Source organism: Micromonospora sp. IBHARD003 (assembly GCF_056106285.1).
Window position 1 is genome coordinate 6,001,142 of the sequence record NZ_JBWBBX010000001.1, and the last position, 25,014, is coordinate 6,026,155.

Genomic DNA, 25,014 nt, shown 5'->3' on the forward strand with positions numbered 1-25,014 from the left:
CTGTGATCCCCTGTGGTCCGGGGCGGCAGGCTCACCCGACTCACCCGTACGAGTGATGTCAATGCGTGGCAATGTACGTCAATACGGACGTCGGGCGATGTGATGCACGAACCATTGACCGGCTAGCTTGCGTGCATGAATGAACATGCGCGGCTCACGGCCTGGGTGCGCGGCCGGGTGCAGAGAGTGGGCTTCCGCTGGTTCACCAGGGAAAACGCCCTGGCGATCGGCGCTCTCCAGGGCTTTGCCCTGAATCTCGACGACGGCAGGGTGCAGGTCGTGGCGGAAGGTCCGCGTGAGAATTGCCACCTTCTCCTGGACTGGCTCCGTTCGTCCGACACGCCCGGGAAGGTCGACGGCGTGACGGAGATCTGGGGTGTTCCGCGCGGCGGTTACGACGGATTCGCGATCCGCTGAAGGAGGGGTGAAGCGGGGGCGGAGAGAAGGCCACACGGTGTGTTCATATCGCTGCCGACAGCGCATGTGTTCGAACGAAAGAGCCTGGTGGTTGCCAAAAACGGCCTCCCCGTGCCAGGCTGCCGCAGTAAGGATGATCTCCACGCCCCCAGGGCCCCGCTGGAGAGCTGCGGTCGCGATGCAGGCGGCCGTCTGCCCCCGGGATGTCCACTGATGCGGGGTGTGATCGTGTTGACCGTCAAACTTTTTGGTGAGACGCTGGAAGCCCCGCGCACCTTAGCTGTTTGGCAGTACGAACCGCAGTGATACAAGCGCTGCCGAGCACCGCGGGTGCGATTCCCTCACGACCCACACCGCATCGGTCGGTCACTCAGTGTGGAGGACCATCCATCATGGCAAAGGCGCTTCTCGGTTACGTCGGCGGTTCCGACCCGCGACTTCTCGCCGAGATGCGACGGCTTCAGCAGCGCGTCCAGGATCTGGAATCCGAGCTCGTACGGATCCAGACCGAGAACGACGCGCTGAGTGCTGCCGCCGCACAGCACCATGGCGAGTCGCTGCTCGAAGGCATCGACATCGACGTACCCAAGGGCGAGCCGGCACTCACCTGATGTCAGCCCCCGTCGGGATGAATCAGCCACCGCCGGGATCAGGTGAGAAACACTCTCGCACGTAGGTACGCAAGGGACGCTTCGGCGTCCCTTCTTCTTTGGCCCCCCGCCGTCAGACTCCGTGCCCCCCGCCTTCGGTCCGTGTTCACCGTGCTTTACCGTCTGATCTGCCCTGCACCTTCATAGGTGAAACCGTGACCGAAAGGTAGAGTCCCCGGGCGTGCACCTCAAGGCCCTGACCCTGCGCGGATTCAAATCCTTCGCCTCTGCCACGACGCTGCGCTTTGAACCGGGCATCACCTGCGTGGTGGGGCCGAACGGTTCCGGCAAGTCCAATGTGGTGGACGCGCTGTCCTGGGTCATGGGTGAGCAGGGTGCGAAGTCGCTGCGCGGCGGCAAGATGGAGGACGTCATCTTCGCCGGGACCACCGGGCGGCCGCCGCTCGGCCGGGCCGAGGTCTCGCTGACGATCGACAACTCCGACGGGGCCCTTCCGATCGAGTACGCCGAGGTCACCATCACGCGGATCATGTTCCGCAACGGCGGCAGCGAGTACCAGATCAACGGCGACACCTGCCGCCTCCTGGACATCCAGGAGCTGCTCTCCGACTCCGGCATCGGCCGCGAGATGCATGTGATCGTCGGTCAGGGCCAGCTCGACTCGGTGCTGCACGCGGATCCGATGGGGCGGCGGGCGTTCATCGAAGAGGCCGCGGGTGTCCTCAAGCACCGCAAGCGCAAGGAGAAGGCGCTGCGGAAGCTGGACGCGATGCAGGCCAACCTCGCGCGCGTACAGGATCTGACCGACGAGCTGCGGCGCCAGCTCAAGCCGCTCGGGCGGCAGGCGGCGGTGGCACGCCGGGCCGCGGTCATCCAGGCCGACCTGCGCGATGCCCGGCTGCGGCTGCTCGCCGACGATCTCGTGCGGATGCGTAAGGCGCTGAAGTCGGAGGTCGCCGACGAGGCCGCGCTGAAGGAGCGCAAGGAGGCGGCGGAGCGCGAACTGCGGGCCGCCCAGGCGCGTGAGGCGGAGCTGGAGGACGAGGTACGGCGGCTGACACCGCGTCTGCAGCGAGCCCAGCAGACCTGGTACGAGCTCTCTCAGCTGGCGGAGCGCGTACGGGGCACGGTGTCGCTGGCCGACGCACGCGTGAAGAGCGCCACCTCGGCCCCGGCGGAGGAGCGCCGCGGCCGTGAGCCGGAGGACATGGAGCGTGAGGCGGCCCGGATCCGTGAGCAGGAAGCCGAGCTGGAAGCCGCGCTCGAGGCCGCCGAGCACGCGCTCGACGACACCGTCGCCCACCGTGCCGAACTGGAGCGCGAGCTGGCGGTCGAGGAACGCCGGCTGAAGGACGTGGCACGGGCGATCGCCGACCGGCGTGAGGGTCTCGCACGGCTGAACGGCCAGGTCAACGCGGCTCGTTCGCGTGCGGCATCCGCGCAGGCGGAGATCGACCGGCTGGCGGTCGCCCGTGACGAGGCGGGGGAGCGGTCGGCGGCGGCCCAGGAGGAGTACGAGCAGCTCAAGGCCGAGGTCGAGGGTCTGGACGCGGACGACTCGGTCCTGGCGGACCAGCACGATTCCGCCAAGCGGGAGTTGGCGGAGGCCGAGGCGGCGTTGTCCGCGGCACGAGAAGACTCCACCTCGGCGGACCGGGCGCATGCCGCACTGGCCGCCCGCCACGAGGCACTCGCGCAGGGCCTGCGCCGCAAGGACGGCACCGGCGCCCTGCTCTCGGCAGGCGACAGCCTTTCCGGACTCCTCGGCCCGGCCGCGGAGCTCCTCACGGTCGCCCCGGGCTACGAGGTCCCGGTCGCCGCCGCCCTCGGCGCGGCCGCTGACGCCATCGCTGTCCGGGACCCCGCCACCGCTGCCGAAGCGATTCGCCTTCTGCGCAAACAGGACGCGGGACGGGCGGCGCTGCTGCTGTCGGTGCCGGACCAGCGCGCGGCGGCCCCGACGTCGGCAGGCGCCACGCCCGTTACCGGACAGATCGCCGCGAACGAGCCGGCAGCGGGTGCCCACCTTCCGTCGGCGGACACGCACGCACTCCAGGACGATGGGCCGCAGGCAGGTCCGGTCGCCGCCGCCGGGGGACCGGTGCCCCGGGAGGCGCTGGTGGCGCCCCGGAGCGCGCAGGACGGCGCGCCACACGCGGAAGGGCTGGTTCCGGCCCAGGCGACGGGCCATGCGCCGCCGCGGGTCGCCGAGCTGGTCCGCGGGCCGGCCGAGCTGATGCCCGCCGTGGAGCACCTCGTACGGGACATGGTGGTCGTCGGGACGCTGGACGAGGCCGAGCACCTGGTCCGGGTGCGCCCCGGGCTGACCGCCGTGACGGCCGAGGGAGATGTGCTCGCGGCGCACTTCGCGCACGGCGGCTCCGCCGGAGCGCCGAGTCTGCTGGAGGTCCAGGCCTCCGTGGACGAGGCCGCGGCCGAGCTGGAGGAACTCGCCGTACGGTGCGGAGAACTGACAGCGCGGCATCAGCAGGCCGGGGAGCTGCGCAAGGAATCGGCCCGCCGGGTCGAGGAACTCGGCGAGCGGCGGCGTGCGGCCGAGAAGGAGAAGGCAGGGGTCGCCCAGCAGCTCGGACGGCTCGCCGGGCAGGCCCGCGGCGCCGCGGGCGAGGCAGAGCGCACGGCAGCAGCCGCCGCCCGAGCAGAGGAGGCGCTGGAGAAGGCGCTGTACGAGGCCGAGGAGCTCGCCGAGCGCTTGGAGGTCGCCGAAGAGACCCCGATCCAGGAGGAACCGGACACCTCCGTGAGGGACCGGCTGGCGGCCGACGGTGCGAACGCCCGTCAGACCGAGATGGAGGCGCGGCTCCAGGTCCGCACCCACGAGGAGCGGGTCAAGGGGCTCGCGGGCCGCGCCGACTCGCTCGACCGTGCGGCCCGTGCCGAGCGTGAGGCCCGGGCGCGTGCGGAGCAGCGCCGAGCGCGCCTCCGCCATGAGGTGGCTGTCGCCGAGGCGGTGGCCTCCGGTGCCCGCCAGCTCCTCGCCCATGTCGAGGTCTCCGTGGTGCGTGCCGAGCGGGAGCGGGCGGCGGCCGAAGCCGCCAAGGCGGCCCGCGAGCAGGAGCTGACGGCGGCCCGGGCCGAGGGCAGGGACCTCAAGGGCGAGCTCGACAAGCTCACCGATTCGGTGCACCGCGGCGAAGTGCTCGGCGCCGAGAAACGCCTGCGCATCGAGCAGCTGGAGACCAAGGCGCTGGAGGAGCTCGGGGTCGAGCCGGCGGGCCTGGTGTCCGAGTACGGCCCCGACCAGCTCGTACCCCCGTCCCTGCCGGCCGAGGGAGAGGAGCTTCCGGACGACCCGGAGCATCCGCGCAACCAGCCGAGGCCGTTCGTCCGCGCGGAGCAGGAGAAGCGGCTCAAGTCCGCCGAACGGGCGTACCAGCAGCTCGGAAAGGTGAATCCGCTCGCACTCGAGGAGTTCGCGGCGCTGGAAGAACGGCACAAGTTCCTGTCCGAGCAGCTCGAAGACCTGAAGAAGACCCGCGCCGATCTGCTCCAGGTCGTCAAGGAGGTCGACGAGCGCGTCGAGCAGGTGTTCACGGAGGCGTACCGGGACACCGCGCGGGAGTTCGAAGGCGTCTTCTCGCGGCTGTTCCCCGGAGGTGAGGGGCGGCTCATCCTGACCGACCCCGACAACATGCTGACGACGGGCGTCGATGTGGAAGCCCGCCCTCCGGGCAAGAAGGTCAAGCGGCTGTCGCTGCTCTCGGGTGGCGAGCGTTCGCTGACCGCGGTGGCGATGCTGGTGTCCATCTTCAAGGCCAGGCCGAGTCCGTTCTATGTCATGGACGAGGTCGAGGCGGCCCTGGACGACACCAACCTCCAGCGGCTGATCCGCATCATGCAGGAGCTCCAGGAGAGCTCCCAGCTGATCGTGATCACCCATCAGAAGCGGACGATGGAGGTCGCGGACGCGCTGTACGGCGTCTCCATGCAGGGTGACGGCGTCTCCAAGGTCATCAGCCAGCGCCTGCGTTAGACCCCGGACAAGACCTGGCCCTCTCGTCCCGGAGGACGCCTGTGTGCGGCCCTGCGCGGGTCCGTCCGCCCGTGCCACGGTCACGGGACCTCCACTCAATCTTCAAATCTTGAATGCAACGCAATCCGCCGGGTAGTCGTATTGCCAACAGACCCAAGTATTGACTTCGAGACTTGAACGAATAGTCTCTGCAGCGTTGCTCTTGCCTTCAAGTGGTGGGCGATGTGAACTTGTGCGCCACTTGAAGTGCTCGCCCCCCCCACGTCCGGCGACGCCGCCGGGCGGCCCCAGGAGTACCCCGTGACCAGCACCTCGCAGGCTCAGTCGCCCGAAGGCCGCAAAGCCCGACCGGAGCATCTCGGCCATGTCATTTTCATCGCGGCATCGGCCGCGATGGGTGGCTTCCTGTTCGGTTACGACAGCTCGGTGATCAACGGAGCCGTTGTCGCCATCCGGGACCGCTTCGACGTCGGCTCCGAGGCTCTCGCCCAGGTCATCGCCGCCGCGCTGATCGGCTGCGCCATCGGCGCCGCGACCGCCGGCCGTATCGCGGACCGCATCGGCCGCATCCCGGTCATGCGGATCGCCGCGACCCTGTTCACCATCAGCGCGATCGGCTCGGCCCTGCCGTTCGCCCTCTGGGATCTCGCCATGTGGCGTGTCCTCGGCGGTATCGCCATCGGTATGGCCTCGGTCATCGGCCCCGCCTATATCGCCGAGGTCTCCCCGCCCGCCTACCGCGGCCGGCTCGCCTCGTTCCAGCAGGCCGCCATCGTCACCGGCATCGCCGTCTCGCAGCTGGTCAACTGGGCCATCCTGAGCTTCGCCGGCGGCGAGCAGCGCGGCCACATCGCGGGCCTCGAAGCCTGGCAGTGGATGCTCGGCGTGATGGTGATCCCCTCGGTGCTCTACGGGCTGCTGTCGTTCGTCATTCCCGAGTCGCCGCGTTTCCTGATCTCGGTCGGCCGCAAGGAGAAGGCCCGCAAGGTCCTCCTCGACGTCGAGGGCAAGGAAGTGAACCTCGATGTCCGGGTCGCCGAGATCGAGCGGAACATGCGGCACGAGCGCAAGTCGACCTTCAAGGACCTGCTGGGCGGCCGCTTCGGTTTCCTGCCGATCGTCTGGATCGGTATCGGACTGTCCGTCTTCCAGCAGCTCGTCGGCATCAACGTGATCTTCTACTACAGCTCATCGCTGTGGCAGTCCGTCGGCATCAACCCGGAGAGCTCGTTCCTCTACGCGTTCGAGACCTCCATCGTGAACATCATCGGCACCGTAATCGCGATGCTCTGCGTCGACCGAATCGGCCGGAAGCCGCTCGCGCTCATCGGCTCCGCCGGTATGGCGGTCTCGCTCGGATGCGCCGCCTGGGCCTTCTCGTACAAGACCGGGGCGGGTGACGCCGTCTCACTGCCGAGCCTCCAGGGCACGGTCGCCCTGATCGCCGCCAACTTCTTCGTCCTGTTCTTCGCCCTCTCCTGGGGCGTGGTGGTGTGGGTGCTGCTCGGCGAGATGTTCCCGGGCCGGATCCGCGCCGCGGCGCTGGGCGTCGCCGCATCGGCCCAGTGGATCGCCAACTGGCTGATCACCGTGACGTTCCCGACCCTCTCGGACTGGAACCTCTCGGGCGCCTACATGATCTACACATTCTTCGCTCTGCTCTCGATCCCGTTCATCCTCAAGTGGGTGCCGGAAACGAAGGGCAAGGCGTTGGAGGAGATGGGCTAATCCCCGCTGCCCCTCTCCTCGGAACGCGGTGCTGTCCCGGCTCAGCCCTTGAGCCGGGGCAGCACCTGTTCGCAGAACAGCTGGACACTGCGCCAGCCCTCGTCCACCGGCATTCCGCCGCACAGCGGATGCAGCACCAGACTGTCGCCGCCGAGCGCGGCGCACTCGTCCGGCGTCACCACCCGGTACACCCCCTCCGCCCGCAGCTCCTCGACCGTCGTCGCCGTGGACCTCACCGCCGACCGGATGTCCCGGGACTGCCAGGACGCATAGGTGCGCGCCTCGTGCAGGAAGTGCTCCCCACAGCTGGCCCACGTCTCGTCCGGATCCTCGGCGAGATGCAGCAGTGGTGTCTGCGCCGCGGGCATCATGCAGAAGCCGTCCGTCCCGTACTCCTCGCGCAGCCGGTGGTAGTACGCCTCCAGTTCGGGCAGATGCGCGCTCGGGAAGAACGGCAGCCCCAGCCGGGCCGCGCGCCGCGCCGCCGGCCTCGAGGAGCCACCCACCAGCAGCATCGGATGCGGTTGTGTGTACGGGCGCGGGGTGACCCGTACGGACCGGCCCCGGTATACGAACTCCTCGCCGGTCCATGCCGCCAGCAGTGTGTCCAGCAGCTCGTCCTGGAGGGCGCCCCGCCGCTTCCAGTCGACGCCGTGGGCCGCGTACTCCTCGGGCCGGTATCCGATGCCGGCGACCGTGACCAGGCGCCCCCGGCTCAGCAGGTCCAGTACGGCGATCTCCTCGGCCAGCCGCAGCGGGTCGTGGAGCGGCCCGATGACGGCCGAGACGGTGACCGCGATTCGCCGGGTCGCGCCGAACACCGCGCCCGCGAAGGCGAAGGGGGACGGCAGCCAGTTGTTCGCGGCGCCGTGGTGCTCCTCGGTCTGGATGGTGTCGATTCCCCGGTCGTCGGCGTACGCGGCCATCTCCAGCGCCGCCCGGTAGCGGGCGGCGAGGGACTCGGGGGTCGCCGCGGGGTCGACGAGGTTGAACCGTACGACGGTGAAGGCCATGACGGGACGTCCCCTTCGCAAGGGTGCCGGTAGCGGAGGGGGACGTTAGCTGACGTGACGTCAGATGGAAACAGTCGCGGGCCCGTGCTCTTACGCGGGCTCGGTAACGGCTGCCGTGGCCTTCGACCGCGGCAGCACGGTATGCAGCGCCGCCGCGGCGACGATCGTCGCCGTCCGCGCGTCAACAAGGGTCGGCTCGGCCCACGGCATGGGCTGAGCCGACCCTGGGTGCGCTGTGTGCGTCAGACCCGACCGTCTTTTTTCCCGATACCGGGTGGGTTGTGACTCCGCCCTCACGGGCTTCTCGCCGGCACAAGGCCGGGCGACGGACCAGCCCGGCCTGGCGGGGGTCGGCGACCCCCGCCAGGAGAACAAAAGGTCAGGCGGCAGGTCACGCCATACTGGACGCGTTATGGAAATCGTCATCCTTGCTGTAGTCATCGCTCTGGTCGCGGTCGGCGTGATCAGCGGGCTCGTGGTCAGCAGCCGCAAGAAGAAGCAGCTGCCGCCCTCGGCGCCGTCCAGCACGCCGACCATCACAGCTCCGCCCGCCGAGCCGCATGTCGGCGAGGAGGCGGAGACTCCGCGGGAGGAACCCCGTCGCACCATCGAGGAGGTCGGCCTCCCGGAGGCTCCCGCCGCCGAGGCCCCCGTCACCGAGGCCGAGCCGGAGGCCCCGGCCGCCCCGGAGATCGAGGTCCCGGAGCCGACGGCGGGCCGTCTCGTACGTCTGCGGGCCCGGCTGGCCCGTTCGCAGAATGCGCTCGGCAAGGGGCTGCTGACCCTGCTGTCGCGCGAGCACCTCGACGAGGAAACGTGGGAGGAGATCGAGGACACCCTCCTGACGGCCGACGTCGGCGTCGCGCCGACGCAGGAGCTGGTCGAGCACCTGCGCGAGCGGGTGAAGGTCCTGGGCACCCGCACGCCCGACGAGCTGCGCGGACTGCTCCGCGATGAGCTCCTGAATCTGTTGGACACGGACTTCGACCGCACGGTGCATACCGAGAGCGGCCTCGACACCCCGGGCATCGTGATGGTCGTCGGCGTCAACGGCACCGGCAAGACCACCACGACGGGCAAGCTGGCGCGGGTGCTGGTGGCCGACGGACGCTCGGTCGTGCTCGGTGCCGCGGACACGTTCCGTGCGGCGGCGGCGGATCAGCTGCAGACCTGGGGCGAGCGGGTCGGCGCGCGCACGGTGCGCGGACCGGAGGGCGGCGACCCGGCGTCGATCGCCTACGACGCGGTCAAGGAGGGTATCGCCGAGGGCGCGGACGTCGTTCTGATCGACACGGCGGGCCGGCTGCACACCAAGACCGGTCTCATGGACGAGCTCGGCAAGGTCAAGCGTGTCGTGGAGAAGCACGCGCCGCTGGACGAGGTGCTGCTCGTCCTCGACGCGACCACCGGGCAGAACGGTCTGGTGCAGGCGCGCGTCTTCGCCGAGGTGGTCGACATCACCGGCATCGTGCTCACCAAGCTGGACGGCACGGCCAAGGGCGGCATCGTCGTCGCCGTCCAGCGTGAGCTGGGTGTGCCGGTCAAGCTCGTCGGACTCGGCGAGGGCCCGGACGACCTCGCTCCCTTCGAGCCGGAGGCGTTCGTCGACGCGCTGATCGGCGACTAGGATTCACCGGCTCGCGGCGCCCTGCACGGTTCCCCCTCACCCCGGCCCCGCGTCATCCCGTGGCGCGGGGCCGTCGTACGCGTGGCCGGCCGCTCGTCCGGCGTTCAGGCCACCGCGGAGCGGTGGCACACGTACGCCAGGGTGCCGAGGAGGAGGAGGGCCTGGGGCGGCGTGGCCGTGGTGTCCAGGGAGGGCGCGCGCAGCCAGCGCACGGGTCCCAGTCCGGCGTGGTCCGACGGAGGGGCCGTGATGAAGCTTCCCGTGCTCAGGCAGCGGAGGTCGAGATCCGCGTCGTCCCAGCCCATGCGGTAGAGGAGACCGGGAAGCTCGGACGCCGCGCCGGGGGCCACGAAGAACCAGGCTCGGCCGGCCGGAGTCGCGCACACCGGTCCGAGGGGGAGGCCCATGCGCTCGAGACGGACCAGGGCGTGCTGCCCCGCGGTGAGCGCGACGTCCAGCACGTCGAACGTCCGCCCCGCGGGCAGCAGGACCGTCGCCCCGGGCACCTCGGCCCAGGCCTTGGTGACCTCGTCGAGCGTCGCTCCCGCGGGGATCTCCGGGCCGAAACCCAGGGGATGCGCTCCCGGAGCCGCACACGACGGATCGCCGCAGGAGCAGCGCCCGGCCGATGCCCGTGCGCCCGGGATCACGTCCCAGCCCCACAGCCCCGTGTACTCCGCCGCGGCGGTGCACTCGCTCGTGCGCCCGCGGCGCCACGCGCCCCCCGGCTTTCGGCCGGAGGGACCCCCAGGCCGGATCTCCCTGACCACCCGGCTGCCGCCGATCGTGAAGCCCATGCCCCCTCCAACGGGTCGAACGCGCCGACGGTTACGTGATGGAGTGCCCCGGTGACTCACGGTCGCCGATTCGTTGGGCCGGCCTCGGGCCGATGCCCGGATCCCGCGGCGCTCCGCGGCAGCGGGGGTGGTGCGTCCCGGCCCGTGCGCCCTGCCGTGCAACGCTCCGCCCGCTCCCGGTTGTCGCATGTCAAGTCAATCGCGCCTGGCCTCCGGCGGGTTCATTCGAAGGGGTGGCGAATGGTGGCGTTTCTGAAATCGCCATGGCCGAGCCCGTGATCGTAGGATTACTTTGAGTGCACGAACCCTGCGGGAGCCGGTGCAGCCGCGGGTATGCCGGAGGCAAGTCGGCTTCCCGTTCGAAGGGTGCAACCTCCGGACGGAGGACAGCGATCCACGGCATTCTGATACGGGTTCGCGCGACAAACGACAGCGGCATCGGATTCGGATGGGGGCGGCGTTCCAGTGAGCGGCGGCAGCGGCGCAGACGGTACAACCACCGGCAAGCGCCCGAACGAGCAGCTGAGCTCGTGGTTCGTGCGCAGCGGCTGGTCGAAGGGCGAGCTGGCCCGGCAGGTGAACCGCCGGGCGCGCCAGATGGGCGCCCACCACATCAGCACCGACACCTCGCGTGTGCGCCGCTGGCTCGACGGCGAACAGCCGCGTGAGCCGATCCCGCGCATCCTCTCCGAGCTCTTCTCCGAGCGGTTCGGCAGAGTGGTCGCCATCGAGGACCTGGGCCTGCGCACGGCCCACCAGTCGCCCTCCGTGTCCGGCGTCGACCTGCCCTGGGCCGGCCCCCAGACCGTCACCCTGCTCAACGAGTTCTCGCGCAGCGACCTGATGCTGGCCCGCCGGGGCTTCCTCGGCACCTCGCTCGCCCTCTCGGCCGGCCCCGCCCTCATCGAGCCCATGCAGCGCTGGCTGGTCCCCAGTCCGCCCGCCGAGCCCGGAGCCGCGGCCCCGGCGATGTCCGCCCGGCGGCCCTCCCGGCTCTCCGGCCCGGAGCTCGACCTGCTGGAGTCCACCACGGCGATGTTCCGCCAGTGGGACGCGCAGTGCGGAGGCGGCCTGCGCCGCAAGGCGGTCGTCGGCCAGCTCCACGAGGTGACCGATCTGCTTCAGGAGCCCCACCCCGAGGCGACCGCGAAGCGGCTGTTCCGCTGCGCCGCCGAGCTGGCCGAGCTGGCCGGCTGGATGAGCTACGACATCGGGCTCCAGCCCACCGCCCAGAAGTACTTCGTCCTGGCGTTACACGCGGCGAAGGAAGCCGGGGACAAGCCGCTCGGCTCGTACGTCCTCTCCTCCATGAGCCGCCAGATGATCCACCTGGGCCGGGCCGACGACGCCCTGGAACTGATCCACCTCGCCCAATACGGCAGCCGTGACTGCGCGACCCCGCGCACCCAGGCGATGCTGTATGCGATGGAGGCCCGCGCCTACGCCAACATGGGCCAGCCCAGCAAGACCAAGCGGGCCGTCCGCATGGCCGAGGACACCTTCGCCGACGCGCTCGAGTTCCCGGAGTCCGAGCCCGACTGGATCCGCTTCTTCTCCGAGGCCGAGCTCAACGGCGAGAACGCCCACTCGTACCGCGACCTCGCCTACGTTGCCGGCCGCAGTCCCAGCTACGCCTCGCTCGCCGAGCCCGTCATGGAGCGTGCCGTCGAGCTCTTCGGCAGGGACGACGAGCACCAGCGCTCGTATGCACTGAACCTGATCGGCATGGCCACGGTCCATCTGCTGAAGAGGGAGCCGGAGCAGTCCACACGGCTCGCCGAGCAGGCCCTGCCCATCGCCAAGCGGATCCGCTCCGAGCGGGTCAACACACGGCTGCGCAAGACCGTCGACACCGCTGCCAGGGACTTCGGCGACGTCGCCGAAGTCGCCCGACTCACCGATCTGCTCACCGCCCAGCTGCCCGAGACCGCCGAGGCGGTCTGACCGGGCACACCCCAGAACCCCGGCCGCGACGGCCACCCAGAACTGCCCGACTCGGCCCCCCACGCCAGGTCAAACGGGTGTCGTCGCGGCCGGTCGGCATGCTCCCCGGCGCCCCGTCCCGCCGCCCGGGGAGGGTACGCCCGTGATGTTCCCGTGACCCTCCAGTTCATCGGCGTGTAACACGTCCGACCGCTTCGTCACTGCGGCGAAACATCGAGCGGCATCGGCGGAAACCGCGGCGCGCCAACCTCATGGCGCATAACCGGCCGACTCCCAGGCAGCCGCACCGGACACCCGGCCATCGGTTGTCCAGCCGCCCAGGCACCGCCCGCACAGGCCGTACGACGACGAGGAGACGCCGATGCCCCCAGGCATCACGCTTGCCGCAGACGCCCCCCAGCTGTCTGCCGCCAACACCGGGTTCATGCTCATCTGCTCCGCTCTGGTGATGCTCATGACGCCGGGCCTGGCCTTCTTCTACGGAGGCATGGTCCGGGTCAAGAGCACCCTCAACATGCTGATGATGAGCTTCATCAGCCTCGGGATCGTCACGATCCTGTGGGTGCTGTTCGGCTTCAGCCTGGCCTTCGGGACCGACTCGGGTTCCCTGATCGGCTGGTCCTCCGACTACGTCGGACTGAGCGGGATCGGACTCACCGAGCTGTGGGACGGCTACACCATCCCGGTGTACGTCTTCGCCGTCTTCCAGCTGATGTTCGCGATCATCACCCCCGCCCTGATCAGCGGTGCGCTCGCGGACCGGGTGAAGTTCACCGCCTGGGCCCTGTTCATCACCCTGTGGGTCACCGTCGTCTACTTCCCGGTGGCGCACTGGGTCTGGGGCGCCGGCGGCTGGCTGTTCGAGCTGGGCGTGATCGACTTCGCCGGCGGTACCGCCGTCCACATCAACGCGGGCGCCGCGGCACTCGGCGTGATCCTCGTGATCGGCAAGCGCGTCGGCTTCAAGAAGGACCCGATGCGTCCGCACAGCCTCCCGCTGGTGATGCTCGGCGCAGGTCTCCTCTGGTTCGGCTGGTTCGGCTTCAACGCCGGCTCCTGGCTCGGCAACGACGACGGCGTCGGCGCGGTGATGTTCGTCAACACCCAGGTCGCCACCGCCGCCGCGATGCTCGCCTGGCTCGGCTACGAGAAGGTCCGCCACGGCTCCTTCACCACCCTCGGCGCCGCGTCCGGCGCGGTCGCGGGTCTTGTCGCCATCACCCCGTCCGGCGGCTCCTGCTCCCCGCTCGGCGCGATCGGCATCGGCGCCATCGCCGGCCTGGTGTGCGCCATGGCCGTCGGCCTGAAGTACAAGTTCGGCTACGACGACTCCCTCGACGTGGTCGGCGTCCACCTCGTCGGCGGTGTCATCGGTTCCCTGCTCGTGGGCTTCTTCGCCACCGGCGGCGTCCAGTCCGACGCCAAGGGCCTCTTCTACGGCGGCGGCTTCGACCAGCTGGGCAAGCAGGCCATCGGAGTCTTCTCGGTCCTGGCCTACTCTCTGATCGTCTCCGCGATCCTCGCCTTCGTCCTCGACAAGACGATCGGCATGCGGGTCACCGAGGACGACGAGATCTCCGGCGTCGACCAGGTCGAGCACGCCGAGACCGCGTACGACTTCAGCGGAGCGGGCGGCGGGGCCGGTTCACGCAGGAGCGCCCCCGCACCCGTCGACGCCGTGGCAGCCGCACCGCAGACCAAGAAGGTGGACGCATGAAGCTCATCACCGCAGTCGTGAAGCCGCACCGGCTGGACGAGATCAAGGAGGCCCTCCAGGCCTTCGGAGTCCAGGGGCTCACCGTCACCGAGGCCAGCGGCTACGGACGGCAGCGGGGCCACACCGAGGTCTACCGTGGTGCCGAGTACACCGTCGACCTCGTCCCCAAGATCCGCATCGAGGTGCTGGCCGAGGACGACGACGCCGAACAGCTCATCGACGTGGTGGTGAAGGCCGCAAGGACCGGCAAGATCGGAGACGGCAAGGTGTGGAGCGTCCCGGTCGAGACGGCGGTCCGGGTACGGACCGGCGAACGCGGCCCGGACGCGCTGTAGACAGGAGTTGCCGGGTGACGAGCCTCGATGTGACCACCGAAACAGAAGACTCGGGACCCAGCGGCTACGCGGCGGCCCGGCTGCGCCTCCTCCAGGAGAAGGCGCAGTCCGGGCCGCCGCGCCGTTCCGCCCTGGCCCGGCTCACCGACGACTGGCTCGCGGCGCTGTTCGCCGCCGCGGCAGAGAGCACGGGGGTACGCGGCGCCGCCCTCGTCGCCGTCGGCGGCTACGGACGGGGCGAGCTGTCCCCGCGCAGCGATCTCGATCTGCTGCTGCTGCACGACGGCAGTGCCGACGCCGGTGCGATCGCCTCCCTGGCCGACCGCATCTGGTACCCGGTCTGGGACCTCGGACTCGCCCTCGACCACTCCGTGCGCACCCCGGGGGAGGCCCGCAAGACCGCCGGCGACGACCTCAAGGTGCAGCTCGGGCTGCTCGACGCCCGGGGGGTGGGCGGAGACCTGGGTCTGGTCGCCGGGCTGCGCACCTCCGTGCTCGCCGACTGGCGCAACCAGGCCCCGAAGCGGCTGCCCGAGCTCGACGAGCTCTGCCGCGAGCGGGCCGAGCGCCAGGGCGAGCTCCAGTACCTGCTGGAACCCGATCTCAAGGAGGCCCGCGGAGGACTGCGCGACGCCACCGCCCTGCGCGCCGTCGCCGCATCCTGGCTCGCCGACGCGCCCCGCGAAGGCCTCGCCGAGGCACGCCGGGCCCTCCTCGATGCCCGGGACTCCCTCCACCTCACCACCGGGCGCGCCACCGACCGGCTCGCCCTCCAGGAACAGGACCAGGTGGCGCAGGAGCTCGGCCTGCTCGACGCCGACGCCCTGCTGCGCCAGGTCTACGAGGCCGCACGGACCGTCTCGTACGCGTCGGACGTCACCTGGCGCGAGGTGAACCGCGTGCTCAAGGCCCGTTCGGCGCGGCCCCGGCTGCGCGCCGTCTTCGGCGGGAGGCGGCCCGAGCCCGAGCGCACCCCCCTCGCCGAAGGCGTGGTCGAAATGGACGGCGAGGTCGTCCTCGCCCGCACCGCCAAGCCGGAACGCGACCCGGTGCTGCCGCTGCGGGCCGCCGCCGCCGCGGCCCAGTCGGGGCTGCCGCTGTCCCGGCACGCCGTACGCCACCTCGCCACGGCCGCGGCTCCGCTCCCGGTGCCCTGGCCGGCCGAGGCACGCGAGGAACTGGTCACGCTGCTCGGCGCGGGCGAGTCCACCGTCGCCGTGTGGGAGGCCCTGGAGGCCGAGGGGCTCATCACCCGGCTGCTGCCGGACTGGGAGCGGGTGCGCTGCCGGCCGCAGCGCAACGCCGTGCACACCTGGACCGTCGACCGCCATCTGGTCGAGACCGCCGTGCGCGCCTCGGCCCTCACCCGCCGCGTCGGCCGTCCCGACCTGCTCCTGGTCGCCGCACTGCTGCACGACATCGGCAAGGGCTGGCCGGGAGACCACTCGGTGGCCGGCGAGACCATCGCCCGTGACGTCGCCACCCGGATCGGCTTCGACCGGCAGGACGTGGCGGTCGTCGCCGCCCTCGTACGCCACCATCTGCTGCTCATCGATACCGCCACCCGGCGCGACCTGGACGACCCCGCGACCGTACGGGCGGTCGCCGACGCCGTCGGCTCGCCGGGCACCCTGGAACTGCTGCACGCGCTCACCGAGGCCGACGCCCTCGCCACCGGGCCCGCGGCCTGGTCGGCATGGCGTGGCTCGCTCGTCGCGGACCTGGTGAAACGGGTCGCCGGGGTCCTCGCGGGCGAGGCACCCGCCGAGCCGGAGCCCGCCGCGCCCACCGCCGAGCAGGAGCGGCTGGCCGTGGAGGCACTGCGCACCGGCGGCCCCGTACTGGCCCTGCACGCCCAAGCCGAGACCCCTCAGCAGGACGGTGAGCCGGAGCCGGTGGGTGTCGAGCTGCTGATCGCCCTGCCGGACCGGCCGGGAGTGCTCCCCGCCGCCGCGGGCGTCCTCGCCCTGCACCGGCTCACCGTGCGCGCCGCGGATCTGAGGGCGGTCGAGCTGCCGACCGAGGTGGGCCAGGGCACCGTGCTCGTCCTCGACTGGCGGGTCGCGGCCGCCTACGGATCCCTGCCGCAGGCCACCCGGCTCCGCGCCGATCTCGTACGGGCCCTGGACGGATCGCTGGACATCCCGGCCCGGCTGGCCGAACGCGAGGCGGCGTATCCGCGCCGGCGGGGCGTCACGGCGCCGCCCGCGCGGGTCACCGTCGCGCCGGCGGCGTCCCGGCTCGCCACCGTGATCGAGGTCCGTGCGCAGGACGCGCCGGGGCTGCTGCACCGCATCGGTCATGCGCTGGAGTCGGCGGCGGTGCGGGTGCGCAGTGCCCATGTGTCGACGCTGGGCGCCAACGCCGTCGACGCGTTCTACGTCACAGGACCCGAGGGCGCCCCGCTGCCCGCGGAGGAGGCCGCGGAGGTGGCCCGGACGCTGGAGGCCGCGCTGCGCGGATGACCGGTTTCCGGGGGACGTCTCCAGGGCGTCCCCCGGGAGGCACCCGGCCGCCGTGGCCGGACGACGGCGGAGCGTGGGCAGGGGGCAGACCCCAGCCCGCACGTCCGGATACCCTTGGGGCACATCTGCCCGCTTGCCCCCGAGACCCGAGGATCCGCGACCGCCGTGTTCGATACCCTCTCCGACCGCCTTGCCGCGACATTCAAGAACCTCCGGGGCAAGGGCCGCCTGTCCGAGGCGGACATCGACGCCACCGCGCGCGAGATCCGTATCGCGCTGCTCGAGGCCGATGTGGCGCTGCCCGTCGTCCGCTCCTTCATCTCGCACGTCAAGGAACGTGGGCTGGGCTCCGAGGTGTCCCAGGCGCTGAACCCGGCCCAGCAGGTCATCAAGATCGTCAACGAGGAGCTCATCGGGATCCTCGGCGGTGAGACCCGCCGGCTGCGGTTCGCCAAGCAGCCGCCGACCGTGATCATGCTCGCGGGTCTCCAGGGTGCCGGTAAGACGACCCTCGCCGGAAAGCTCGGTCTCTGGCTCAAGGCCCAGGGCCATTCGCCGCTGCTCGTCGCCTGTGACCTCCAGCGCCCCAACGCCGTGAACCAGCTGTCCGTGGTCGCGGACCGGGCCGGCGTCGCCGTGTTCGCGCCCCAGCCGGGCAACGGGGTCGGCGACCCGGTGCAGGTCGCCAAGGAGTCGATCGACTACGCGAAGTCGAAGGTCCACGACATCGTCATCGTCGACACCGCCGGCCGCCTCGGCATCGACCACGAGATGATGCAGCAGGCCGCGGACATCCGGGACGCGGTCAGCCCCGACGAGGTCCTCTTCGTCGTCGACGCGATGATCGGTCAGGACGCGGTCAACACCGCCGAGGCCTTCCGCGACGGCGTCGGCTTCGACGGTGTCGTGCTCTCCAAGCTGGACGGCGACGCCCGCGGTGGTGCCGCGCTCTCCATCGCCCACGTCACCGGCAAGCAGATCATGTTCGCCTCCAACGGCGAGAAGCTGGACGACTTCGACGCGTTCCACCCGGACCGCATGGCGTCCCGCATCCTCGGCATGGGCGATGTCCTGTCGCTGATCGAGAAGGCCGAGCAGACCTTCAGCCAGGAAGAGGCCGCCAAAATGGCCTCCAAGCTGGCGAGCAGCAAGGGCAAGGACTTCACCCTCGACGACTTCCTGGCCCAGATGGAGCAGGTCAGGAAGATGGGCTCCATCTCGAAGCTGCTCGGGATGCTGCCCGGCATGGGCCAGATCAAGGAGCAGATCAACAACATCGACGAGCGCGACGTGGACCGGATGGCCGCGATCATCAAGTCGATGACCCCTGCCGAGCGCCAGGACCCGACGATCATCAACGGCTCGCGCCGGGCCCGAGTCGCCAAGGGTTCGGGTGTCGACGTCAGCGCGGTGAAGGGCCTGGTCGAGCGGTTCTTCGAGGCCCGCAAGATGATGTCCCGGATGGCTCAGGGCGGCGGTATGCCGGGCATGCCGGGGATCCCCGGCATGGGCGGCGGCCCCGGTCGGCAGAAGAAGCAGCAGAAGCAGGCCAAGGGCAAGCGCAAGAGCGGCAACCCGATGAAGCGCAAGGCCGAGGAGGAGGCCGCCGCCGCCCGTCGCGAACAGGCCGCCCAGGGCGGTGCGTTCGGTCTCCCGGCCGGCGGCGCAGGCAAGGACTTCGAGCTCCCGGACGAGTTCAAGAAGTTCATGGGCTGACGCCCGGCCGCCGCACCGGCGGTGAATGGCGACACAGGGCCCCGCGGTCGACGACCGCGGGGCCTCTGTCATGTGCCCGTATACGTCCCCGTCGGGCGCCGGGGCCCGGGCGGGCGTGCCCTCGGCCATGTGCCGCCTCCCGGTGGCAGGGACCCCGGCACCGTGCGGTCATGGGCTCAAGATCCCCGGGATCACCGCGAGCGAGCCGAAGGGGTGCACGGCCGACCACCGGCGCACGCCACCAGCTCCCCGGAGGCGAACCGAGCCCCGACACGACGGGAGGGCAGGCGCGTGGCCAATTCCGTACCCCCGCGCGACCGCACCGACCAGCCCTGGCGCTCCGAGGGCGCTCCGCCGCCGGCGCCGAAGCGGCGGATGCCGGGGGGCTGGCTCGGGCTCGCGCTGGCCGCGCTCGTCGTCTTCGCCGCCGCCTTCCTCGTGCTGACCTTCGTCGGGGAGGAGGACGAGCCCACCATCGCGTACACCGAGTTCGGCAAGCAGGTCACCGACGGCAATGTCGCCAGGATCTACGCGAAGGGCGATGCCATCCAGGGCGAGCTGAAGAAGCCCCGGAAGATCCCCGACGGCGAGGGCGACTACACCAAGTTCACCACCCAGCGGCCCTCGTTCGCCGACGACGACCTCTGGCAGGAGCTCACCAAAAAGGGTGTGACCGTGACGGCGGAGCCCGTCGTCGCCCAGCGCGGATTCCTCGTCAACCTGCTGATCTCACTCGCTCCGATCCTGGTGCTCGTCGTGCTGTGGGTCGTCGTCGCACGGCGGCTCGGCACGGGGCTCGGCGGACCGTTCGGCCGCAAGGCACCGCCCAGGCCGGTCGAGGTGACCGCGGGCAGACGCACCACCTTCGAGGACGTGGCCGGGATCGACGAGGTCGCGGGCGAGCTGGACGACGTCGTCGACTTCCTCAAGAACCCCCAGGCCTTCCGGGACATGGGTGCCCGGATGCCCGGCGGCGTTCTGCTCGCCGGGCCGCCCGGCACCGGCAAGACCCTGCTCGCGCGGGCCGTGGCGGGTGAGGCCGGGGTGCCGTTCTTCTCCGCGTCCGCGTCCGAGTTCATCGAGATGATCGTGGGCGTGGGCGCGTCGCGGGTACGGGAGCTGTTCGCCCAGGCCCGGAAGGTCGCTCCGGCCATCGTCTTCATCGACGAGATCGACACCATCGGCCGGGTGCGCTCCACGGGCGGGGGAATCGGCGGCCACGACGAGCGCGAGCAGACGCTCAACCAGATCCTGACCGAGATGGACGGTTTCACCGGCTCTGAGGGAGTGGTCGTGCTCGCCGCCACCAACCGCGCCGACGTCCTCGACCCGGCCCTCACCCGCCCGGGCCGCTTCGACCGGATCGTCCAGGTCAGCCCGCCCGACCGGCGCGGACGGGAGGCCATCCTGCGGATCCACACCCGGGAGATCCCGCTGGCCGACGGCGTCGATCTCGGCCAAGTGGCGCGTACGACACCGGGAATGACGGGTGCGGAACTCGCCAACCTCGCCAACGAGGCCGCGTTGCTCGCGGTCAAGCGGCGGCAGCGTGAGGTGACCCAGGCAGATCTGTCGACCGCGCTGGAGAAGGTCCAGCTCGGCGCGGAACGGCCGCTCGTGATGCCCGAGGACGAGCGCCGCAGGACCGCGTACCACGAGAGCGGCCATGCGCTGCTCGGCATGCTCCAGCCCGGCGCCGACCCGGTCCGCAAGATCACGATCGTGCCCCGCGGCCGTGCGCTGGGCGTCACCCTGTCCACGCCGGAAGCCGACCGCTACGCCTACACGGAGGAGTATCTGCGCGGGCGCATCATCGGCGCCCTGGGCGGCATGGCGGCCGAACACGTCGTCTTCGGGGTGGTCACGACCGGCTCGGAGAGCGATCTCGACCAGGTCACCCGGCTGGTGCGGGGCATGGTCGGCCGCTGGGGCATGAGCGAACGCGTGGGGCGCTTCACCGCGATTCCGGGGGACGTTCAGGAGGCCTACGGACTCACGGCCGCCCCGGCGACGCTGGACGCGGTGGACCACGAGATGCGCCGGATCGCGGACGAGTGCTACGAGAGCGCCTGCCGGCAGCTGCGCGACCACCGCGACCGGCTGGACGCGCTCGCGGAGGCTCTGCTGAGCAACGAGACCCTGGAGGAGGACGAGGCGTACCGGGCCGCGGGGATGCCCCGACCTGCGAGGATCAATGGGGCCAAGTAGGCCGTACGGGTGAATCGCTGGTGATGAGCACCTATCAGGGGAGCCCCGCAACGTCGCGCACGCTCCGGGCGGGCTCCCGAACCCGGGACCGGGCCGTGGGCGGTCCGTCAGATCCGGGCGATCAGATACCGGAACACATTGGGCATCCACACCGTCCCGTCGGCCCGGACGTGCGGGTGCAGCGCCTCAGCGATCTCCTTCTCGACCTGTGCCTGGTCCGTCGCACGGATCGCCCCCTCGAACAGCCCGGTCGACAGCAGTCCGCGCACCGCGCTGTCCTGGTCCGCGTAGCCGAAGGGGCAGGCGACCCGGCCCGAGCCGTCGGGCCGCAGCCCCGCCCTCGTCGCCACGTCCTCCAGATCGTCGCGCCGGGTCGGCCGCCAGCCGCCGGCCGTCCGCAGCCGTTCGGCCAGCCGGCTCGCGACCTTCAGCACCGCGGCTGTGGCACACCGCTCCGGAGGGCCCCAGCCGGCGAGGACGACGGCGGCGCCCCGCTCGGCGAGCGGAACGGCTGCCTCCAGGGCAGGCCCGAGTCCTTCGGAGTCGCCCGCCGTACACCCGATCGGCTGAAAAGCGGTGATCACGCCGAACCGCGCGCCGCCGGCGTCCGCCACGTCCTCGGGACCGCCTTCCACCAGGCGTATCCCCGCCTTGCGGACCGCGTCCGGGGACATTGCGGACAGGGGGGCGTGGTCGGGCTCCGGCGTGAGCCGCGCACGAGCCAGCGCGATGCGCGCCCGGTCGGCGTCCACGCCGGTGACGCTCGCCCCGCGCGCCGCGGCCATCAGCAGGGCGAGGCCCGAGCCGCAGCCGAGCCCCAGCACCCGGGAGCGCCCGCCGACCTCCAGATGCTCGTACGCGGCCTCGTAGAGAGGCACCAGCATCCGCTCCTGGATCTCCGCCCAGTCCCGGGCCCGCGCCGCGTCGGCGGCCGGGGGCGCGGAGGCTGTGCGGGGGTGGTGCCGGACGAGCGTCTGTCCCATCGAAAGCGCCCCAATCCACCGAGAGGTCACCCGTGCCTGATTGACAGTCCCCCGTGTGCGTGCGCTCCTGCTCCCCCCGTATGCCAGGGAACTCCGCATCCGTCCGTACGTCCAGAGGTCGCGCCGCAAAGCCTCGGCGCGCTCCGGTCGTGCGCCCCCGCGCCCGGAACGATTCCCCATCCAGCGTGCAGCCGCCGTACGATTCCCGCCATGGCAAAGGCACCCGTCCTCACGCCGCAGGCCGAGGACTTCCCCCGCTGGTACCAGGACCTGATCAACAAGGCCGAGCTCGCCGACAACGGCCCGGTGCGGGGCACGATGGTGATCCGTCCGTACGGCTACGGTCTCTGGGAGCGGATGCAGCAGGAAATGGACGTCCGCATCAAGGAGGCCGGGGCCTCCAACGCGTACTTCCCGCTCTTCATCCCGCAGTCGTATCTGACGAGGGAAGCCGAGCACGTCGAGGGCTTCGCACCCGAACTCGCGGTCGTCACCCACGGCGGGGGCAAGGAGCTGGAGGAGCCGGTCGTCGTCCGCCCCACCTCCGAGACGATCATCAACGACTACTTCTCCAAGTGGGTGCAGAGCTACCGCGATCTGCCGCTGCTCATCAACCAGTGGGCGAACGTGGTCCGCTGGGAGATGCGCCCGCGGGTCTTCCTGCGCACGACCGAGTTCCTCTGGCAGGAGGGCCACACGGCACACGCCACCTACGAGGAGGCGCGGGACTACGCCGCCCACATCCACCGCGAGGTCTACGCCGACTTCATGGTGAACGTCCTCGGCATCGACGTGGTGCTGGGCCGCAAGACCCCCCGCGAGCGCTTCGCCGGCGCCATCAACACCCTGACGCTCGAAGGCATGATGGGCGATGGCAAGGCCCTGCAGATGGGCACGAGCCACGAGCTCGGCACCAACTTCTCCAAGGCCTTCAACACCACGTACCTGTCGAAGGACGGCAAGCAGGAGCTGGCCTGGCAGACCTCCTGGGGCTGCTCCACCCGGATGGTCGGCGGCCTGATCATGTCGCACGGTGACGACAGCGGGCTGCGTGTGCCGCCCCGGCTCGCGCCGGTCCAGGCGGTCGTCCTGGCCATCAAGGGCGACGAGGCCGTGCTCGCCAAGGTCCGCGACATCGGCGACCGGCTGAAGGCCGCCGGTATCCGGGTCCACGTCGACGACCGCACCGACACCCCCTTCGGCCGGCGGGCCGTGGACTGGGAGCTCAAGGGAGTGCCGGTACGCATCGAGGTCGGACCGCGTGATCTGGAGAGCGGTACGGCGATGCTCGCCCGGCGCATCCCCGGAGGCAAGGAGCCCGTCGCGCTCGACGCGCTCGCGGGTCTGCTGCCCAAGGTGCTCGAGGAGGACCAGATGCTCCTGCTGAGCCAGTCGCGTGAACGCCGCGAGTCCCGGACCGCGGATGTGACGACGCTCGCCGAGGCCGCCGAGGCCGCGGCCGCGGGCGGCTGGGCCCGCATTCCCTGGGCGGCCCTCGGCACCGACGGCGAGGCGCTGCTCGCCGATCAGGCGGTGTCCGTACGGTGTCTGGTCGCGGAGGACGGGTCGGTGCCGGAGGCCGACGACGCCCCGGGTACGCTCGCGGTCGTCGCGCGCGCCTACTGACGCGCTCCCTCAGACACCGGTGTCCGCCGGGGCGGCGCCGGGACGGGATCCAAGGGGCGCCCGGCCCCGGTCAGAGCCCCTCGCCCGCTCCCGTGCGCCGGGGACGCAGTCCGGCTACGTGCCGTGGCAGGCGTCTTCGGTATGTATCTCGCCGACGCGCCACTACGTACCGCCTTGTTGCGAGCTGCGAGGCTTCTCCGCAGTTCGGCGCACCCGCCCTCGTCGGGACGCATCAATGCCAACTGACGGGTAAGTGCAAAATATTTGGGATGCCCCGGAATGGAACCCGAGGGGCCCCCGGCTCGTTGTCACGACGTGAGCACGACACCACCTGTACTCGCCGCAGAGCTGGCGCAGGCGTGGGCCGACATTCAGCGTCACCACCCCGAGCTGCCGGATCTAGCCGCGCCCGAATCCCTGATCGGAGAGTCGTCGTCGGCGTGCGGCCACGAGCTCTCCTTCGAGCGACTCCTCCATGAGGCAGTCCACGGCATCGCCGCCGCCCGAGGTGTCCGCGACACCTCGCGCGCCGGCCGCTATCACAACCGCCGGTTCCTGGCGATCGCCGAGGAGATGGGCCTGGACCACCCGGAGGAGCCGCATCCGAGCAGCGGTTTCTCCCTGGTCACGCTCAACGCGGAGGCGAAGCGGCGGTACCGCCCGACGATCGAGCGGCTGCAGCGCGCCCTTGCCGCGCACACGGTCGCGACGGCATCCGACACCAAGCGGACCTTCCGCGGTCCGGCCGCCCGGCACGGCTCGTCCGGCGGCGGCGTACGGGTCAAGGCCGTGTGCGACTGCGGCCGCAACGTCAGAGTGGTGCCGTCGGTCCTTGCCCAGGCCCCGATCGTCTGCGGCGGCTGCGGCAAGCCGTTCCGCATCCCCGAACCGGTGGCCGCGGCGAGCTGACACCGTTGTCCGCCTGCGCGGCGGCGGACCGACTTCCCGGTGTCCCGCAGGCCGGTCCGGCCTGCGGTCTGCCCTGTGCCGTCCGTGTGGCACAATGGCAAGCTGTACTCGACAGTCGCATAGGACCCCTCTCTCCTCCGGCTGACGCGTCCATCGGGCCATCGGGTACCGCAACCCCACGCGGCATCTCGCTGTGCCCAACCACGTCAAAACCAGGAGAACCCACTCCCGTGGCAGTCAAGATCAAGCTGAAGCGTCTGGGCAAGATCCGTTCGCCTCACTACCGCATCGTCGTCGCCGACTCCCGGACCCGCCGTGACGGCCGGGCCATCGAGGAGATCGGTCTGTACCACCCGACGTACAACCCGTCGCGCATCGAGGTCGACTCGGAGCGTGCGCAGTACTGGCTGTCCGTCGGCGCCCAGCCGACCGAGCCGGTCCTCGCGATCCTGAAGCTCACCGGCGACTGGCAGAAGCACAAGGGCCTGCCGGCCCCGGAGAAGCCGCTGCTCGTCCCGGCGACGAAGGAAGAGAAGCGTCGCTCCTTCGACGAGTTCGCCAAGGCGATCGAGGGTGACGACACCAAGGGCGAGGCCATCACGCAGAAGGCCAAGAAGTCCGAGAAGAAGGCGGACGAGGCTGAGGCCCCCGCCGAGTCGACCGAGGCCTGAGCATGCTCGAGGAGGCTCTCGAGCACCTCGTGAAGGGCATCGTCGACAACCCGGACGATGTGCAGGTCGCCTCGCGCAACCTGCGTCGCGGGCGGGTGCTCGAGGTCCGGGTGCACCCCGACGATCTCGGTAAGGTGATCGGCCGCAACGGCCGCACCGCGCGCGCCCTGCGCACCGTCGTGGGCGCCATCGGCGGCCGTGGTGTCCGTGTCGACCTCGTCGACGTGGACCAGGTCCGCTGATTAGTTGATCA

Annotated in this window: 18 protein-coding genes; 15 read left to right on the forward strand and 3 right to left on the reverse strand. The window is 70.9% G+C overall.

Features of this window, described 5'->3' with window-relative positions; translation table 11 throughout:
* Positions 1-135 precede the first annotated feature (135 nt).
* The 4 genes from ACTWOL_RS26745 to ACTWOL_RS26760 all read left to right on the forward strand — a co-directional run bounded on the left by ACTWOL_RS26745 (position 136) and on the right by ACTWOL_RS26760 (position 6,750).
* Entirely contained in the window at positions 136-417 is a 282-nt protein-coding gene (locus ACTWOL_RS26745; RefSeq protein ID WP_474299334.1) for an acylphosphatase, read from the forward strand.
* A 392-nt stretch (positions 418-809) separates the two neighbouring features.
* Positions 810-1,028 carry a hypothetical protein gene (locus ACTWOL_RS26750; protein ID WP_474299335.1) on the forward strand — a complete coding sequence of 73 codons (219 nt, stop codon included), beginning with the start codon at positions 810-812 and terminating at the stop codon, positions 1,026-1,028.
* 220 nt (positions 1,029-1,248) lie between these two features.
* Positions 1,249-5,022 carry an AAA family ATPase gene (locus tag ACTWOL_RS26755; protein ID WP_474299336.1) on the forward strand — a complete coding sequence of 1,258 codons (3,774 nt, stop codon included), beginning with the start codon at positions 1,249-1,251 and terminating at the stop codon, positions 5,020-5,022.
* A gap of 300 nt (positions 5,023-5,322) precedes the next feature.
* Positions 5,323-6,750, forward strand: coding sequence for a sugar porter family MFS transporter (locus ACTWOL_RS26760; protein ID WP_474299337.1), 1,428 nt, complete (start codon positions 5,323-5,325; stop codon positions 6,748-6,750).
* A 41-nt stretch (positions 6,751-6,791) separates the two neighbouring features.
* On the opposite strand, the gene ACTWOL_RS26765 is transcribed toward ACTWOL_RS26760, so the two are convergent.
* Complete coding sequence (locus ACTWOL_RS26765) at positions 6,792-7,763, reverse strand: LLM class flavin-dependent oxidoreductase (RefSeq protein WP_474299338.1); 972 nt, start codon at positions 7,761-7,763, stop codon at positions 6,792-6,794.
* Between the two features lie 412 nt (positions 7,764-8,175).
* On the opposite strand from ACTWOL_RS26765, the gene ftsY reads away from it, so the two are divergent.
* On the forward strand, positions 8,176-9,390 hold the full coding sequence (ftsY, locus tag ACTWOL_RS26770; protein ID WP_474299339.1) for a signal recognition particle-docking protein FtsY: 1,215 nt from the start codon (positions 8,176-8,178) through the stop codon (positions 9,388-9,390).
* Between the two features lie 104 nt (positions 9,391-9,494).
* On the opposite strand, the gene ACTWOL_RS26775 is transcribed toward ftsY, so the two are convergent.
* A complete protein-coding gene (locus tag ACTWOL_RS26775) occupies positions 9,495-10,187 on the reverse strand; it encodes a bifunctional DNA primase/polymerase (RefSeq protein WP_474299340.1) in 693 nt (230 codons plus the stop codon).
* Between the two features lie 465 nt (positions 10,188-10,652).
* Between ACTWOL_RS26775 and nsdA the strand changes: the two genes are divergently transcribed.
* The 6 genes from nsdA to ftsH all read left to right on the forward strand — a co-directional run bounded on the left by nsdA (position 10,653) and on the right by ftsH (position 20,572).
* On the forward strand, positions 10,653-12,131 hold the full coding sequence (nsdA, locus tag ACTWOL_RS26780; RefSeq protein ID WP_474299341.1) for a transcriptional repressor NsdA: 1,479 nt from the start codon (positions 10,653-10,655) through the stop codon (positions 12,129-12,131).
* A gap of 361 nt (positions 12,132-12,492) precedes the next feature.
* Positions 12,493-13,848 (forward strand): ammonium transporter, encoded by a 1,356-nt coding sequence (locus tag ACTWOL_RS26785; protein ID WP_474299342.1) that lies wholly within the window; start codon positions 12,493-12,495, stop codon positions 13,846-13,848.
* Complete coding sequence (locus ACTWOL_RS26790; protein WP_338673182.1) at positions 13,845-14,183, forward strand: P-II family nitrogen regulator; 339 nt, start codon at positions 13,845-13,847, stop codon at positions 14,181-14,183. Before ACTWOL_RS26785 ends, ACTWOL_RS26790 begins: the two co-directional genes overlap by 4 nt.
* Before the next feature lie 14 nt (positions 14,184-14,197).
* Entirely contained in the window at positions 14,198-16,648 is a 2,451-nt protein-coding gene (locus ACTWOL_RS26795; RefSeq protein ID WP_474299343.1) for a [protein-PII] uridylyltransferase, read from the forward strand.
* A 165-nt stretch (positions 16,649-16,813) separates the two neighbouring features.
* Positions 16,814-18,364, forward strand: coding sequence for a signal recognition particle protein (ffh, locus tag ACTWOL_RS26800; RefSeq protein WP_474299344.1), 1,551 nt, complete (start codon positions 16,814-16,816; stop codon positions 18,362-18,364).
* A 291-nt stretch (positions 18,365-18,655) separates the two neighbouring features.
* Positions 18,656-20,572: an ATP-dependent zinc metalloprotease FtsH gene (ftsH, locus tag ACTWOL_RS26805; RefSeq protein WP_474299345.1), complete on the forward strand. Its 1,917-nt coding sequence runs from the start codon at positions 18,656-18,658 to the stop codon at positions 20,570-20,572.
* Positions 20,573-20,679: 107 nt separating this feature from the next.
* On the opposite strand, the gene ACTWOL_RS26810 is transcribed toward ftsH, so the two are convergent.
* Positions 20,680-21,555 carry a methyltransferase domain-containing protein gene (locus ACTWOL_RS26810; RefSeq protein ID WP_474299346.1) on the reverse strand — a complete coding sequence of 292 codons (876 nt, stop codon included), beginning with the start codon at positions 21,553-21,555 and terminating at the stop codon, positions 20,680-20,682.
* A gap of 210 nt (positions 21,556-21,765) precedes the next feature.
* Here ACTWOL_RS26810 and proS point away from each other — a divergent pair, with 210 nt between their 5' ends.
* From proS to ACTWOL_RS26830, 4 genes are all read left to right on the forward strand, one after another.
* Positions 21,766-23,181 carry a proline--tRNA ligase gene (gene proS, locus ACTWOL_RS26815; protein ID WP_474299347.1) on the forward strand — a complete coding sequence of 472 codons (1,416 nt, stop codon included), beginning with the start codon at positions 21,766-21,768 and terminating at the stop codon, positions 23,179-23,181.
* A gap of 315 nt (positions 23,182-23,496) precedes the next feature.
* On the forward strand, positions 23,497-24,090 hold the full coding sequence (locus ACTWOL_RS26820) for a hypothetical protein (protein ID WP_474299348.1): 594 nt from the start codon (positions 23,497-23,499) through the stop codon (positions 24,088-24,090).
* Positions 24,091-24,320: 230 nt separating this feature from the next.
* Positions 24,321-24,761: a 30S ribosomal protein S16 gene (rpsP, locus tag ACTWOL_RS26825; protein WP_474299349.1), complete on the forward strand. Its 441-nt coding sequence runs from the start codon at positions 24,321-24,323 to the stop codon at positions 24,759-24,761.
* A 2-nt stretch (positions 24,762-24,763) separates the two neighbouring features.
* Complete coding sequence (locus ACTWOL_RS26830; protein ID WP_014176063.1) at positions 24,764-25,003, forward strand: RNA-binding protein; 240 nt, start codon at positions 24,764-24,766, stop codon at positions 25,001-25,003.
* Positions 25,004-25,014 lie beyond the last annotated feature (11 nt).

Bases quoted from the DNA above. Each gene is read 5' to 3' on its own strand.
- ACTWOL_RS26830 (WP_014176063.1), top strand. From the start codon at position 24,764: ATGCTCGAGGAGGCTCTCGAGCACCTCGTGAAGGGCATCGTCGACAAC.
- ftsY (WP_474299339.1), top strand. From the start codon at position 8,176: ATGGAAATCGTCATCCTTGCTGTAGTCATCGCTCTGGTCGCGGTCGGC.
- ACTWOL_RS26785 (WP_474299342.1), top strand. From the start codon at position 12,493: ATGCCCCCAGGCATCACGCTTGCCGCAGACGCCCCCCAGCTGTCTGCC.
- ACTWOL_RS26810 (WP_474299346.1), bottom strand. From the start codon at position 21,555: ATGGGACAGACGCTCGTCCGGCACCACCCCCGCACAGCCTCCGCGCCC.
- ACTWOL_RS26790 (WP_338673182.1), top strand. From the start codon at position 13,845: ATGAAGCTCATCACCGCAGTCGTGAAGCCGCACCGGCTGGACGAGATC.
- proS (WP_474299347.1), top strand. From the start codon at position 21,766: ATGGCAAAGGCACCCGTCCTCACGCCGCAGGCCGAGGACTTCCCCCGC.
- ACTWOL_RS26775 (WP_474299340.1), bottom strand. From the start codon at position 10,187: ATGGGCTTCACGATCGGCGGCAGCCGGGTGGTCAGGGAGATCCGGCCT.
- ACTWOL_RS26750 (WP_474299335.1), top strand. From the start codon at position 810: ATGGCAAAGGCGCTTCTCGGTTACGTCGGCGGTTCCGACCCGCGACTT.
- ACTWOL_RS26745 (WP_474299334.1), top strand. From the start codon at position 136: ATGAATGAACATGCGCGGCTCACGGCCTGGGTGCGCGGCCGGGTGCAG.
- ACTWOL_RS26765 (WP_474299338.1), bottom strand. From the start codon at position 7,763: ATGGCCTTCACCGTCGTACGGTTCAACCTCGTCGACCCCGCGGCGACC.